The organism is Psychrobacillus sp. FSL H8-0483, assembly GCF_038637725.1.
Lineage (GTDB): Bacteria > Bacillota > Bacilli > Bacillales_A > Planococcaceae > Psychrobacillus.
In genome coordinates this window covers 3,275,306-3,290,217 of record NZ_CP152052.1, presented here as the reverse complement: position 1 = coordinate 3,290,217, position 14,912 = coordinate 3,275,306, and the positions used below count along the sequence as shown (strand labels likewise).

The following is a 14,912-nucleotide window of genomic DNA, read 5'->3' as shown; positions in this document are numbered from 1 at the left end:
CATTTAGTTGTATACAGTCTTTTTAATATGATAAAATAAGAACAAATATTCGATTTTAATGAGGTGCATTGGATGAAAGAAATTCGTTTTCTTCATATTGCAGATTTACATTTGGATAGTCCATTTAAAGGGATATCTGCTATTCCACAAAATAGATGGAAGGATATACGAGAAAGTACCTTTCATGCTTTTACGAACATCATAGAGTACGCAATTGCTAGTAAGCCCGATTTTTTATTAATTGCCGGTGATATTTATGATGGAGAGAATAGAAGCCTACGTGCCCAGCATTTATTTCAAAAAGGCATGGAAGCTTTAGGTAAAGAAAATATTCCTGTTTTTATTTGCTATGGTAATCATGATCATTTAAGTGGGAGCTGGGTACGCTTTCAGCTACCAGAGAATGTCCATGTATTTGGAGAAGAAGTAGAAACGAAGTCTATTATGATTAAAGGAGTTACAGTGCAAATTTCAGGGTTTAGTTATAAGGACCGACATATTCGTGAAGCAATGCATGCTTTTTATCCAATCGCGAACAGTGGGGACGTTCATATAGGAATGCTGCATGGCAGTATGGATGGGAACAAGGAGCATGATGTATATGCTCCGTTTCGAAAGAGTGATCTAATTGGGAAGGGCTATCATTATTGGGCTCTGGGGCATATTCATAAGCGTCAAATTGTCCACGATGATCCTCCTATAGTATACCCAGGAAATATACAAAGCAGGCACCGAAATGAGAAAGGCGTTAAGGGGTTTTATGAAGTCACCTTAACGAAAGATAAGGCGGATCTACAATTTATTCCTTCATCTGCTTTTATTTATGATGAGATGAGTGTATCGTGTAAAGGCATCATGCATGCAAATGAATTAATCCAACATATGGAGCAAGCGCTAAATAGCTATATCGCCTTAAATGGAAATGCTATAGTGGAGCTTACACTGACGGACATTTCGGAAGAAACGGCTGAACTGCTACAAGCATCATCTAAGGAAGAATGGCTATCTTTAATTCAAGAAAGTGTTGACATGAAAAATGCCTTTGTAATTGTGAAAGAGCTAAATATCAAGCTTCCAAAAGAAGAATGGAAGGAATCTACTATGCTGATGGAAATATTAAATAACTGGGAAATTTCCGATTGGAAAAATGTCTTAAAAGATATGTATCAGCACCCAAAAGGAAGTAGATATTTACCTGCAATTGATCAGAATTTTATTGATAACACGATGAGGGAAGCAGAGCATGCGCTTTCTAAAGCTGTAACGAGGGGGGAGTAACAGGTGAAAATAGAAAAGCTCCATATTTATGGTTTTGGAAAGCATGAAAATGTTGAAATTGATTTACAAGACGGAGTAAATGTCTTTTATGGTGAGAATGAAGCAGGTAAATCTACTATTCAACAATTCATTTTGCATATTCTTTTTGGATTTCCTCAAAAGAATGCTCAACTATTACGCTATGAGCCAAAAAGTGGTGCCATGTACGGTGGAAGAATCCATGTAATAGATGAACAGGAAAACCGAGTAATAATTGAGCGTGTAAAAGGAAAGGCAAGTGGAGATGTCACGCTCTATTTTACAGATGGAACTCGTGGTGGAGAGCAGGAACTTGTAAGCTTACTTCATTCCTATAATCGTTCAGATTTTGAGGCGATTTTTTCATTCTCCTTACTTCAATTACAAGGCTTTGAAAAAATGACAGAGGAGGAATTGACAAGAACGCTTCTGTCCTCTGGAACTACTGGAATGGACACTTTATCAAATGTAGAAACACAATTTATGAAGGAAATGGGTGAGCTTTTTAAGCCAACCGGTAGGAAGCCCTTAATTAATCAAAAGATAGAAGAGTTACGTGAATTAGAAGCAACCTGGAAACAACAAATGGAGGAAGTGGAAAAATACGAACCTTCCATAAAACGAATAAAGCAGCTAGAAGTACTTATAAGTGAAACGATAGAAAAAGAGAAAAGGATTTCTACTCAATTACAACAGTATTTGCATTGGAAACAACTAAAGCCGATGAAGGAAAGGGAATTAGAATTAGTACAGGCCCTTGAAAAAATAAAGGATCAAAGCTTTCCAGCAGATGGCATTCGTCGGTATGAATTAATAAAAGATAAAGAAACAAATATAAAAGTCGCCTCGGAGCAAATAAAGGAAGAGCTGCAATCATTAAAAAGTAGCAATGATGTCCTTCCCAAAGAACAATTAGATTCGCTCCATTCATTTTTGAGTAGTGAAACCGAATGGCATCAGTTACGAGCAAAGCGAATACAAATAGAAGAAGAGCAAAGTAAAACGCTTCAAAATCAAATGCAGCAGCTCGCACTAGTTGGAGTAGATTGGGAGAAGAGCTTAGCGTATATTGTCGAAGCAGATGTATCTATTCAACAAGAAGACCAACTCGTTTCTTTACTTCATACAAAAGAAAGCTTAGAAAGAGAGTTGCAGCAAGAAAATCGTCTATTGCAGATGAAAAAACAGGATTTAGATCAGCACCAAGCACGTATTCTGGAGTCTAAACGAGCGAACAGTTCTTCTAATGAGAAAAACCATGGCAATGGAATTGCTTTTGTACTTATTGGGGCTATTCTATTAGTAGGTTTTATTTTAAGTTATCTTCAGTCTAATTGGATGATTGCCATGACTACAGTAATAATTAGTGCACTTGTATATGCAGGCTTCACATTTATGCTCAAAGGCATGCAGCAATCGAATGATGTTCAAAAGTACGAAAGCTTACTAGTGAAGGAACAACAATCCTTAAAGGAGCAAGTAACTCAATTAGAGCATACAATTACTTCATTAGAACGCGAAAAAATAGACATCACTCATCGTGTAAAGACATTTCTAAACCGTTATTCTATAAGTGATCAGCTTTCCCCTAGTTTATTGCCCGAGTTATTTAATCGACTACGCATTATTCAAGAACAGCAGATTGAGCTGGATACAATGGAAACCAAATTATATGAAGTAAGAGGCAGGTTAAAGGAAATCTTGAAACAGGCAAAAGAGATTACACACATCTCTTTCCAAGACGACATGCTTTTCCATCAGCTTCGTGAATATTATTTAGTAGAAAAGAAAAATACGGAAGAACAGCAATCTGTCACGAAAAGAATAGACCAATTGGTAGTAAAGCTAAAGGAACATCTATTACTTCTTGGGTCATATGCTGAAAACAAAGCATCTCTCTTCCAGGAAGCGAAAGTGGAATCGGAAGGAGATTACTATGCTGCATATACAGTGTACGAACAAAGAATAACGTTAGAAAAAGAATTGAAGCATATACGATTGCAGCTCGGCGGTAAAGATATAGGAATACAAGACTTTGAAGAAACCTTTGAAAAAGAAAGTAATTTAAAATTGCAAGCCTTGCAAGAACAACGTAACGATTTTGTGGAAGAAAAAGCATCTTTGCTATATAAAACAAATAAGTTAGTAGAAGACGATGAACAAAGTGAAAACTTGCAACAAATAGAACTGAAAAAAGCAGAGCTACAGGAACTAGTGAAAAAATGGGCTGCTTATAAAATTGTTGTAGAAGCGATTAAACAAACGATGGTACAGCTAAAGGAAGAACGTCTTCCAGAAGTGCTTGAAAACGCTCAGTGTTACTTTAAAATGCTTACAAGTAATTCCTATGAGTATTTAACGCTAACACCAGAAGGAAGCTTTGAAGTAGTTAAAGCAAATGCACAGCGTTTTAAAATAGCAGAACTGAGTCAGGCGACAAAAGAACAAGCTTATATTTCGCTTCGCATCGCGCTTGCAGTATCATTAATAAACAAAGCACCTTTTCCAATCATCATGGATGATCCATTTGTGCATTTCGATCGTTTCCGATTACAACAAGTGGTACAATTAATGACAGAGCTACAAAAAGAACATCAACTACTGTACTTTACATGTCATGAAAATATGCGATATGTCTGGAAAGACGCACATGTCCTACAAGTAGCGACATTATTAGCCGGAAGTGGAGGGATTGTGAAATGAAGGGTATTACACAACTACGAGTAGGGGATCCAGTAGATCATTTCTTACTAATAAAACAATCAACAAAAGGTGTTACAACTGTTGGAAAACCATTTATGTCGCTTGTATTACAAGATAAAAGCGGTGATATCGAAGCGAAACTTTGGGATACAAACGAGGATCATGAAAAGCAGTATGCTGCAAGTCAAATCGTACGAGTAGGCGGGGAGATTCAAGATTATCGTGGGAAATTTCAGCTTCGTGTAAAGAGCATTCGACCAGTAAAATCAGATGAAACCATAACAATTAATGATCTTGTTCCATCGGCAGAGAAGCCAAAAGAAGAGTTGATGGAAGAATTACTACAATTTTTCTTTGAAATGAAAAATCCTTTAATCCAACGAATTACACGACACTTACTCAAAAAGCATCAAACAGCATTCATGACATTTCCAGCGGCAACGAAAAATCATCATGATTACGCCTCTGGTTTGATTGATCATGTAGTGTCCATGCTGAAGCTTGGAAAAGCAATAAGTGAGCTATATCCAAAGTTAAATAAAGACCTATTATACGCAGGAATCATTTTGCATGACATTGGGAAGGTATTAGAGCTTTCAGGTCCTGTAGCAACAACTTATACAATTGAGGGTAATTTGCTAGGGCATATTACAATTATGGTAAATGAAATTTCAAAAGCTGCAGAGGAGCTTCAAATTGAAGGAGAAGAGGTAATGCTTCTTCAGCATATGGTGCTCTCCCATCATGGAAAGGAAGAGTGGGGAAGTCCAAAACGTCCTATGGTTCGCGAAGCCGAAATCTTGCATTATATCGATAATATAGATGCGAAGATGAATATGCTAAATAGGGCATTGGATAAAACAAATCCAGGTGAATTTACAGAGCGTTTATTCCCACTCGAAAATCGTTCATTCTACAAACCAACTTTTGAATAAAACAAATAAAAAAGCGTAAAGGCTCGTTGCCTTTACGCTTTTTTATCTCTTACTTCTCGCTATCTTCTTTAGAAGTTTTTTCTTCAGTTGTTTTATCTGCTTCAGCAGGAGGTTCAGCCGCAGCTAAAAATTGATCAAGTGCAGTTTTTAAGTCTTCATCTTGAATTTTGATATCTGCGTCTTTCATCATTTTCGCTACTTTTGTTAATAAGATAGAAGGATCAGCTTTTTCAAGCTTTAATTGTTTTTCAAGCTCAGCTTTTTTATCTTCATATGATTCTTTAATCGTACGTTTATCCGTTACTTCAATCACATGAAAACCATGTTGTGTTTTTACTGGTTCACTAATCACATTTTTTTCTAATGCAAATGCTGCTTCTTCAAATTCTGGAACCATTTTCCCTTTACCAAACCATCCTAGTTCTCCACCAGTCTGTTGAGCTGCTGGTTCTGTAGAATATTCTTTTGCAACTTCTGCAAAGTCTTTGCCAGATTCTAGCTCAGTCTTCACTTTTTTTGCTGTTGCTTCATCTGCAACTAAAACGTGACGAGCATTAATCTCATTTTTAATATTTTCATATGCTGCTTTCACGTCTTCTTCTTTCACTTCTACATCTTCTATTAGAGCTTTTTCTTGTAATAAATTAAGCTCTATATATTTTTTGTAGGATTCTTCTGTATAGCCTTGTTGAGCGATCATTGCTTCGAAGCTTTCACCATATTGCTCTTTATCTGCTTTTAATTGAGCGTCCACTTCTTCTTTTGACACATCATACTTAGAATCAAGAACTTTTTCAATCATTAGAAGTTGAAATGCTTGATCCCCAATAGATGCTTTCATTTCTTCATACAAATCTTTTTGAGTGATGTCTCCAACCTTTGATGTAGCAATCACTTCACTGCTGTCCGCAGAATCATTGCTACATGCTCCTAAAGCTAAAACCGATGCTGCTAGTGTTAATGACAATACTGTTTTTTTCATGAAAATCTCTCCTCACTTCTACTTGCTGCAGATGTAACTATAACATAAACGAAATAAAAACAAAAATGGTTCCCTTTCATGTGCCTACCGTAAGTTCAAAATAGTGCATACGATAAATGGAAAAGGGAGGTGTTCTAAATGGGTGGACATCACAATAACGGCTCTGGCTTTGCATTGCTTGTAGTTCTGTTTATTCTATTGATCATTGTTGGCGCAGCATTTATCTACTAATCGTGCCCAGGACTAAGGCCAGATAATTTCTGGTCTTGGTCCCTCTCCTCATGTATGTGCTAAAAAAAAAGAAATGACCCTAAATCATTTAGTTGATTTGGGTCAATTTTTTTCTCTTAAACTGTATAAACTAGTTCAACGTAGAAGGTCACAAGAAGAATCGTAATTAGTATATTAATTGTACGAAAAATCTTCGGATGTTTTTCTTCTGGAATTTCTTTTGACATTACTAAAGCGTATGTCATACGGTTTATTTGTAGCAAATAAAATGCTGAGAATAGAACTAACGTAAATATAATCATGTCTAAACTCCCTTCATATACTAGTAAGCATATCAAAGAAGGACAGAAACTTACAAGTGTTACATATTGCTAAGGATGTGTCGAAGCTATTAAAATTTCGTATCCAGCGTCCGTTTCCTCAATTAATGCCTTCTTTGGCGATCTACTTAAGTTTTTTACATATATTAAATCAATGAAACAAATTCCGCAGTGATAAGCAAATAACATCGTAAAATAATGAGCAAAATTAGGTATAACTAATGCTCCAATAATGAGTGTAGGATTAATAAAAATAAATGGCGATAATAAAGAAAATAAAAATCTGTTTTTATTAATCGGTTCAAAAACTCTTAAGGAAAAAATAGGGAAAAATTTAAATTGCTTTTTAATTTCGAATTTTATTTTCTCTCGATAGCGAAAAAGGGGAATGAAATGAAATAATTTATGAATTGGATACACGCTCAAAAAAGCGAGAATAAAAATCAAAAAATACTCATCGGATTTATGGGAATCGTTTATAATTCCTAGCAAAGCGTATGCGAAAGAAAAAACAGTTATAACTAAAATGGATGATAAGAGAAATAGCCTTTCTAAGCCATATTGTTTTTTCACATTAATTGTTTTCCAGCAATGCAAAGTATATGCATCTCCATCCTATATAAAATGATGAATTTGTTTCAGATACATACAATACGACTTTTACTACTAAAATGCAATACAAAAATTATTAAGATTAATAGAACGCTTTCATTGACCTAAATTCAATCATTAGGGGTAAAGGATTCATCGATATTTTTAATAGAGCGTTCAAAAATTTCCATAAAATCGTCGCCATATATATTACGAATGACTGACATTACGTCCAAAAATTCTGGGAATTTTCCATACAAATTTTTCATGGGAAGAGAACCTTCAATGACAAAATGGGGTGTTTCATGATAGTTTTCATACATTTCTTCCAGTAATACTTTACCTTTGTCAGTTACGTCAACATAAGTGTTACGTTTGTCTGTCTCTCTTTTGGAAAAGGAGAGTAGTCCTCGTTCCTCTAATTTCTTAGAAAAATTGAATGCAGTAGAAACATGCATTACACCAAACTTTGCAACATCAGATATTGTAGCTCCCTTTGAATGATAAGAAATCCATAAAATATGGTGTTCATTAATATTTAAATCATAAGGTTTTATCCAAGTTTGCCAATCTTTTTCTACTGCTTTCCAAAGAGCCTTAGAAATTTGTGCAATTCGCTGACTATAGAGCATTGCTTCCTTCATTGTATAAAACTGATCATTCATAAAGATACCCCTCTTTCTGCATTGTAATCTTTCAAATATTATAGCAACAAAGTATATAAGTTGAAATAAAATATTCGAAAATATTATTTAAATAATAATGTTCTCAAAAAAAAGTATGCCTTAATCGGAAAGATTAAAGGCATACTTTTTTAATTGACTTCACCTGTTGTAATTTTCTTTGGAAGAGTTCGTTCTAGTTCCTCAATTGCTGTTTGTAGAGATGAAATTTCTGATTGTAGCTGTTGCTGAAGAGGATCAGTTTTACTTTTCCAAAGCTGTACACTTGCTTTAATATCTTCAACAGTACTAGGAATTACTTCTTTCGATTCTTTCGCTAAGTTACTAATCGACGCCTTGAGGTCTTGTAGGTGAATTTTAACATCTGAAAGTTTGTCCCGATATTCGGATGAGGTGGACTTTAAGGATGTCCGCAAATCATTACCAGATTTCGGTGTAGTCAGAAGTACAGCTGTAGCCCCAGAAAGTGCACCTATCGCGATTCCATATAATAATTGTGATACTTTCAAATAACTCACTCCTTTACTTAAATGTATTATTCCTTTTCTTCCACCTATTAAAACATATTATTCTATACAAAAAAAGCTTTCCTTCGAAAAGGAAAGCAAGTAATTTTTAATTTGTAAGTGCTGTTTCAAATTTCGATCTTTTAATGAGCTGTCCAATGATTGGATAGATGATAAAGAATGCTACAGCATTAATCACAATTGCTGGTAGAACTACTAAAGTAAATAATTCTCCGAATGCTGCACCTGCTCCAAATACAAAAATCGCAGTTGATAAAAATACTGTTCCAGATACAAGTGTTCCTACACATGTAAGTGCTACGGCAACCGGAATTTTGTTAGCAAATCTATTCAGTAGCAGTACTAATCCAAAGAAAACGAATGCTGTGACTGATTTATCAATGATATTTGGAACAAATCCACCTGGGAATGTAGAAAACAATCCAGAAATGACACCTGTAGATATTCCAAGTAAAAATACACTTTTTACATTAGGGAATAATAATATTCCGATAAACATCATTGTTAACATAAAATCTGGTTTCATCCCACCATTAATTCCTGGGATAATAATATAAAGTACTGCTCCTACCCCTATTAATAGGGACATTAATACTAAATTTTTTGTATTCAATTCTCATCTCTCCTCAGCTTTTCTAAGCTCTAATGTTTGGGATTCCTCTAACGTATCCTCTTGATCGTTAGCAAGAAACTTATAATGATTGTAAGTCTTTAAAGCTATAAAAGCAATAGTTATTGATTTATCTTTTCTGATAGAACTTTCGCTAAGTCTTGGATCATAGCAGGTGTAAATGATTTTTCTTTTGTATTCCATGTTGCACGGAAGCCATCCGTTTGATCATAGCGAGGGATAAAGTGTAAATGGAAATGAAAAACACTTTGCCCAGCAGGAGCCCCATTATTATTTAATAGATTCATGCCTACAGGACCGAACGTTTCTTTTAATGCAGTGGCAATTTTGGGAACAACTTTAAATAAATTGCTCGCTTCTTCTTCTGATAAGTCGTACACATTTTCTTTATGATTTTTTGGAATAACCAGCGCGTGACCTTTTGTTAGGGGCATAATGTCCATAAAGGCGTATACATGCTCATCCTCATAAATCTTTGCACTTGGAATGGAACCGTCAATTATTTTGCAAAAAATACATTCACTCATATAAATACCTCCTATTCATTGTTAGGAAGAGTTTATCATATAATGGGACAGGTTTGTTTAACTTTGTAGTGTTTACAATGCAAGCTGTTAAAGTGAAAGCCTACGGCCGATGTTACAGATTTTGAAAGGAGTAAATTGCCTTCACAATTCAAAATCTGGATGCAAATATGCCAAGTAGAATTTGTTTGATAGAAGATTTTTCGTACAGGATTTGGTAAACTTATTGATAAGAAGTGAGGTGCAGGAATGACAGTATTAGAAGTAAAAGATGTAACAGGTGGATATACAAGAAAGCCGGTGTTACACGATCTTAATTTTTCCATCGGTAAAGGTGAGCTCGTTGGATTAATTGGTTTGAACGGAGCAGGGAAAAGTACAACTATTAAACATGTGATTGGAACAATGAATGCTGTAAAAGGGAAAATTCTGCTCAACGGGAAAACATTGAAAGATGACCCAGCACTTTATCGCTCTTCTTTTTCCTATATTCCAGAAACACCTGTTTTGTATGATGAGTTAACGTTAAAAGAGCATTTACAGCTTACTGCAATGGCATATAATTTAGAGGAATCGGTTTTTGAAGCTAGAAAAGAAGCTCTTTTAAAGGAGTTTCGTATGGAAAAAAGGTTGAATTGGTTCCCTGCACATTTCTCTAAGGGAATGCGTCAAAAAGTAATGATTATGTGTGCATTTTTAGTGAGTCCTTCCTTATATATAATTGATGAGCCCTTTGTTGGGTTAGATCCACTAGGAATACAATCACTACTCGATCAGATGAAAGCGAGGAAGGACGAAGGGGCATCTGTCCTAATGTCCACACATATTTTATCAACCGCGGAAAGATATTGCGATCGCATCCTTCTTTTGCATAACGGGAAAATTCGTGCACAAGGGACAATGGATGATCTTCGAGTAGCCTTTAAAATGCCACATGCAACGCTAGATGACCTATATATTGAGATGACGAAGGAACAACAAGATGAACAATTTGCGTGAAGTATGGAGTAAACGTTTTGTTTATTATATAAATGAACTGCAGAAGTACTTAAAATATATTGTGTCTGGGCATATAGCATTCGTCCTTGTTTTTGTGATTGGTGCAGCAGGATATACGTATAGTGAATGGCTGAATACAGCTCCAAAGGATTTTCCCGCTTTTATTGTGGTTGCTTTCATTTTAAGTTTACTGCTAGCAATGAGCACACCAGTCACCTTGCTCAAAAATGCAGATAGTGTTTATTTTCTGCCATTAGAAACAAAGCTAGGTGAGTATTTAAAGCTTGCTCTCAGATGGACATATTTTTCTTCTATTTTTGTTTCACTTGCAGCTTTCATCGTTTCCATTCCATTGTTAACGAAAATTGCGGGAGCTACGAAGAATGAAATAATATATTTCTTTTTGATTGTTTTAGTGTTGAAGTATTGGAGTATTCAAACTGAGTTTAATTATCGATGGGCATCAAGTGGTAGAGGGATATGGGCAGATCGTTTTGTCCGATTTCTATTACTAGTAGCGGCCTTATACTTCTTATTAAGTGCTAGCTATTTATTTTTAATAATCATTGGTATTTTACAAGGAATTTATTTGAGTGTGTGGGCAAAGAGAAAGAAGGAAGTACCATTTCCGTTCGATCATTTTATAGAGGTTGAACAGTCTCGTATGATGCGATTCTATCGATTCGCAAACTATTTTACGGATGTTCCCCATATTCGAGGGATGACGAAAAGAAGAAAATGGTTAGATGCTTTCTATAAGCTAGCCCCATATGAACAAAAGAACACACAACTGTATTTAGTAATGCGGACATTCATTCGTACAAACGATTATTTTTACTTATGGGTGAGACTGAGCTTTTTATCTGTTGTAGGGGCTATATTTATACCTTTTCCATTCGTTGCGATTATTTTCACAGGTGCACTTGCGTTTGCGACAGTTATACAGATAAAACATGCTCTACTATCTGGGCATGAATTCCGTATGGATTTATTATTTCCGATTGATCCAGAAGCTAGAAAGAGTGCAGTAAACAAGCTACTTCGCATCATTCAATTTGTACAAGCGTTATTTGTTTTACTGGGAATACTGATTAAAGGGGAATATACTTTACTCATGATACTTGTACCAGTAATCGTATTTGTAATATCCGAACTAACACTACGAATGAGTAAAAAATAGAGAAAGGGGCTGTCCCTAAAGTCATACATTGACTGGGAGATGGTCCCTTTTCCAATGTATGATTCCGTTCCATACGGACGCTTTCCGCGGGCATGTCTTCAGTCTCCTCGTCGCTTTCGCTCCTGCGGGGCCTTCAGCTCATGCTATTCCCGCTGGAGTCGCCGTCTTTCACTACAATCAATTGCCTACAAAAAATAGTAGTTTTAATAAAAAGTATACAAAAAACTGGTGTAGAAAAAGACTCGTTTTTCTACACCAGCTTCAATTTATGGGCTTATTGGACAGCCCCGTTTTTTTTCGTATAATTTTTCTAATTTGTTTGGTAGTTAATAGCGGCGTAGCCTAATGTCTTCGCAGCAATGAGCATAGCCCTTTCATCGAAGTCGAACATTGGACTATGATGAGGGAAAACTTCTCCTTCTGGCATTGCTCCAGTAAAGAAAAATGTTCCTGGAATGTTCTCTAAATAATATCCAAAATCTTCTCCAATCATATGAAGAATGGATTCTTGTACGTTTTCTACACCAGGAATTTCTTTAGCAACTGTCTCTAAAAATTCCGTTTCCGATTGATGGTTAAGGACAGGTGGATATCCTCTATCGTAAGTAAGTGAGTACGTGCAGTCCGCTGTCATACAAGTTCCTTCAAGCACTCTCTTTAGTTCACGCTCCATTAAATCACGAACCTCTGCGTTAAAAGTTCGAACAGTTCCGGCAAGTTTCACCGAATCTGCAATTATATTAAAAGCATTTTCTGCTACAAATGAACCCACAGATAAAACAGCAGCTTCTGTTGGGTTGACTCTTCTAGAAACCAGTTGTTGTAAGTTTACAACTAATTGAGATGCGATGACGATTGCATCCTTTGCTTGATGAGGATTAGCTCCGTGGCCACCTCTACCTTGAATGGTTATTTCAAATCGGTCGGCGGCTGCCATGATTGGGCCAGATTTATATTCGATTGTTCCAAGGGGAGTTAGTGACCATAAATGAGTACCGAAAATTACGTCTACCCCTTCTAAACAGCCTGCTTCAATCATTGGCTTAGCCCCACCAGGCGCATATTCCTCAGCATGCTGATGAATAAATACATATTCACCCGACAACTGTTCTTTCATTTCATTTAATGTGCGAGCTAAAATAAGTAGTGCTGCAGTATGTCCATCATGTCCACAAGCATGCATAACCCCAGCAACTGTAGACTTGTAAGAGACATCCTTTTCGTCTTGAATCGGTAGTGCATCAAAGTCTGCACGAAGAGCTACTGTTTTGCCTGGTAAATCACCTTTAACTCTTGCGACAACTCCATTTCCGCCTACATTTGCTTGAAAAGTAATTCCTAAATCTGTATAGAAGTCTTGTATATATTTTGCAGTCTTTGTTTCTTGAAAAGAAACCTCCGGATGCATATGTAAATAACGACGAATTGCTACCATGTCTTCAAAAGAACTCTCTAGTTTTTCTAATAACTCTCCAGTCATAAGTTAACCCCCATTATTTAATTTTTCACTCAATTATAACAGAAAAAAGAAGCCAGTATCTTTAGGCTTCCTCTTCTGATTGTGCATGATAGGTAGAAACGTATGGTGCGCTTGTAAAGAGCTTTTGTTTATCTGCAACGTTGGTGAAGTCCAGAGAGACTGTTTTTGCCCAGACATCGTAGCTGCTTGGTCCAGACCACTCCGTTAAAATAATATATGTGTCTGATTTAATCTGTTTTAAGACGCGCAGTGCGATAAATCCTGGTTCGTTTTCTATTGTTGGAGATAGGTTTGTATACTTAAATTCGAAAATGGGTTTCCCTTCTTCGGAGACCGGGATATGGTGCAAAACGAAATAACCTTTTTCAGAAATTTGCCCTAGTGATTCTAGTATTTCATACTTTCGTGGTACTTGGAAAACAGTTTTGTTATCTGTTTCATGAATCAGTAGGGAGTTTCCTGTTCCATGTAAGACAAATATACGATCATGGGGATGCTTCTTTTTTATGGATTGCATAAATTCAGGTGTTCCAGATGTCATATATAAATTCATACGATTACCTCCAGTTATGTTTTATGATAATACTTTTCCCATAAATGCAAATTAAAAAACCCATTGTCTAACTAAGATGTAGAAAACAGAACAAATTTATGACAATTACAGTATATAACTATACAATAAGAAAAAGAACGACTATAGTTGAAACGTATATTTGAAAACAGTACGGTTAAATAGAAGAAAGGCAGGAATTTTGAATGACTACTTTTAATGATACACTTCTTCGTGCAGCGCGTGGAGAACAAGTGGAGCATACTCCAGTATGGTACATGAGGCAAGCGGGAAGATCCCAACCTGAGTACAGAAAAATAAAAGAAAAATATTCTTTAGAGCAAATTACACATGAGCCAGAACTATGTGCGTATGTAACACGCTTACCTGTTGAAAATTATAATGTAGATGCGGCAATACTATACAAAGACATTGTTACTCCATTACCAGGTATTGGGGTTGATGTGAAAATTAAATCGGGTGTTGGTCCAGTGATTGATAATCCAATCCGTACCGTACAAGATGTAGCCAACTTAGGAGACTTATCTCCAGAGGACGATGTTCCATTTGTATTAGAAACAATAAAATTACTTACAACGGAACAATTAAATGTTCCTTTAATCGGATTTGCAGGGGCTCCATTTACACTTGCAAGTTATATGATTGAAGGCGGTCCTTCAAAGAGCTATAACAAAACGAAAGCATTTATGGTTTCTGAACCACAAGCTTGGTTAGCATTAATGGACAAGCTTGCAGATATGATTATTGTTTATATCAAAGCACAAGTAAAAGCAGGGGCGAAAGCAATTCAAATCTTCGACTCTTGGGTTGGTGCTTTAAACGTAGCAGATTATCGTATTTTCATTAAACCAGTAATGACACGTATTTTCACAGAGCTTCGTGAAACTGGGGTACCACTAATTACGTTTGGTGTTGGTGCTAGTCATTTAGCAATGGAATGGCATGACCTACCTGTTGATGTAGTCGGAATTGACTGGCGTTTATCTATCGAGGAAGCTCGAGCTAAAGGATTGACAAAACCACTTATGGGTAACTTAGACCCATCTTATTTAATTGGAGATTGGGCAGAAATTGAAAAACGTGCAAAACTAATTTTGGAGCAAGGGGTAGCGCAACCAGGTCATATCTTTAACCTTGGACATGGTGTATTCCCAGAAGTGAATCCAGATACATTAAAACGTTTAACAACTTTTGTGCATGAATATAGTAAAGAACTTATCGCAGCAAAATCTAACTAAAATTTTTTTGAGGTGAATACG

16 protein-coding genes are annotated in these 14,912 nt (G+C 36.0%); 7 read left to right on the top strand and 9 right to left on the bottom strand.

Annotated features, from left to right (window positions below; all coding sequences use genetic code 11):
• Window positions 1-72: 72 nt before the first annotated feature.
• From MHB48_RS15935 to yhaM, 3 genes are read left to right on the top strand one after another with little or no spacing between them, the layout of a single operon-like run.
• Window positions 73-1,278, top strand: a complete 1,206-nt coding sequence (locus tag MHB48_RS15935; RefSeq protein ID WP_342598918.1) for a DNA repair exonuclease — start codon at window positions 73-75, stop codon at window positions 1,276-1,278.
• Window positions 1,279-1,281: 3 nt separating this feature from the next.
• Window positions 1,282-3,999 carry an AAA family ATPase gene (locus MHB48_RS15930; protein WP_342598917.1) on the top strand — a complete coding sequence of 906 codons (2,718 nt, stop codon included), beginning with the start codon at window positions 1,282-1,284 and terminating at the stop codon, window positions 3,997-3,999.
• Complete coding sequence (gene yhaM, locus MHB48_RS15925) at window positions 3,996-4,934, top strand: 3'-5' exoribonuclease YhaM (protein ID WP_342598916.1); 939 nt, start codon at window positions 3,996-3,998, stop codon at window positions 4,932-4,934. Before MHB48_RS15930 ends, yhaM begins: the two co-directional genes overlap by 4 nt.
• 49 nt (window positions 4,935-4,983) lie before the next feature.
• Here the strand turns inward: yhaM and MHB48_RS15920 are convergent, their stop codons facing one another.
• Window positions 4,984-5,916, bottom strand: a complete 933-nt coding sequence (locus MHB48_RS15920; protein ID WP_342598915.1) for a peptidylprolyl isomerase — start codon at window positions 5,914-5,916, stop codon at window positions 4,984-4,986.
• Window positions 5,917-6,054: 138 nt separating this feature from the next.
• Here MHB48_RS15920 and MHB48_RS15915 point away from each other — a divergent pair, with 138 nt between their 5' ends.
• Window positions 6,055-6,147, top strand: coding sequence for a YjcZ family sporulation protein (locus MHB48_RS15915; protein ID WP_342598914.1), 93 nt, complete (start codon window positions 6,055-6,057; stop codon window positions 6,145-6,147).
• A gap of 116 nt (window positions 6,148-6,263) precedes the next feature.
• Here the strand turns inward: MHB48_RS15915 and MHB48_RS15910 are convergent, their stop codons facing one another.
• The 6 genes from MHB48_RS15910 to MHB48_RS15885 form a co-directional block, all read right to left on the bottom strand.
• Window positions 6,264-6,449, bottom strand: a complete 186-nt coding sequence (locus MHB48_RS15910) for a hypothetical protein (protein WP_340923078.1) — start codon at window positions 6,447-6,449, stop codon at window positions 6,264-6,266.
• Between the two features lie 69 nt (window positions 6,450-6,518).
• On the bottom strand, window positions 6,519-7,040 hold the full coding sequence (locus tag MHB48_RS15905) for a DUF3267 domain-containing protein (RefSeq protein WP_342598913.1): 522 nt from the start codon (window positions 7,038-7,040) through the stop codon (window positions 6,519-6,521).
• Window positions 7,041-7,189: 149 nt separating this feature from the next.
• Window positions 7,190-7,729, bottom strand: coding sequence for an HTH-type transcriptional regulator Hpr (locus tag MHB48_RS15900; protein ID WP_342601408.1), 540 nt, complete (start codon window positions 7,727-7,729; stop codon window positions 7,190-7,192).
• 143 nt (window positions 7,730-7,872) lie between these two features.
• The gene (locus MHB48_RS15895; RefSeq protein ID WP_342598912.1) at window positions 7,873-8,250 is read right to left on the bottom strand and encodes a YtxH domain-containing protein; all 378 of its coding nucleotides are present in this window, start codon (window positions 8,248-8,250) and stop codon (window positions 7,873-7,875) included.
• 106 nt (window positions 8,251-8,356) lie between these two features.
• The gene (locus MHB48_RS15890; protein ID WP_342598911.1) at window positions 8,357-8,881 is read right to left on the bottom strand and encodes a tryptophan transporter; all 525 of its coding nucleotides are present in this window, start codon (window positions 8,879-8,881) and stop codon (window positions 8,357-8,359) included.
• 119 nt (window positions 8,882-9,000) lie between these two features.
• Window positions 9,001-9,426 (bottom strand): HIT family protein, encoded by a 426-nt coding sequence (locus MHB48_RS15885; protein WP_340923069.1) that lies wholly within the window; start codon window positions 9,424-9,426, stop codon window positions 9,001-9,003.
• 246 nt (window positions 9,427-9,672) lie between these two features.
• Here MHB48_RS15885 and MHB48_RS15880 point away from each other — a divergent pair, with 246 nt between their 5' ends.
• Both MHB48_RS15880 and MHB48_RS15875 read left to right on the top strand, forming a co-directional pair.
• Entirely contained in the window at window positions 9,673-10,422 is a 750-nt protein-coding gene (locus MHB48_RS15880) for an ABC transporter ATP-binding protein (RefSeq protein ID WP_342598910.1), read from the top strand.
• Window positions 10,406-11,602 carry an ABC transporter permease gene (locus MHB48_RS15875; RefSeq protein WP_342598909.1) on the top strand — a complete coding sequence of 399 codons (1,197 nt, stop codon included), beginning with the start codon at window positions 10,406-10,408 and terminating at the stop codon, window positions 11,600-11,602. Before MHB48_RS15880 ends, MHB48_RS15875 begins: the two co-directional genes overlap by 17 nt.
• Window positions 11,603-11,912: 310 nt before the next feature.
• Here MHB48_RS15875 and MHB48_RS15870 read toward each other — a convergent pair whose 3' ends face one another.
• Together MHB48_RS15870 and MHB48_RS15865 are read right to left on the bottom strand one after the other, a co-directional pair.
• A complete protein-coding gene (locus MHB48_RS15870; RefSeq protein ID WP_342598908.1) occupies window positions 11,913-13,082 on the bottom strand; it encodes an amidohydrolase in 1,170 nt (389 codons plus the stop codon).
• A gap of 61 nt (window positions 13,083-13,143) precedes the next feature.
• Window positions 13,144-13,635 carry an antibiotic biosynthesis monooxygenase gene (locus tag MHB48_RS15865; protein ID WP_342598907.1) on the bottom strand — a complete coding sequence of 164 codons (492 nt, stop codon included), beginning with the start codon at window positions 13,633-13,635 and terminating at the stop codon, window positions 13,144-13,146.
• Between the two features lie 203 nt (window positions 13,636-13,838).
• Here MHB48_RS15865 and hemE point away from each other — a divergent pair, with 203 nt between their 5' ends.
• Window positions 13,839-14,891 carry a uroporphyrinogen decarboxylase gene (gene hemE / locus MHB48_RS15860; protein ID WP_340923058.1) on the top strand — a complete coding sequence of 351 codons (1,053 nt, stop codon included), beginning with the start codon at window positions 13,839-13,841 and terminating at the stop codon, window positions 14,889-14,891.
• Window positions 14,892-14,912: the final 21 nt, after the last annotated feature.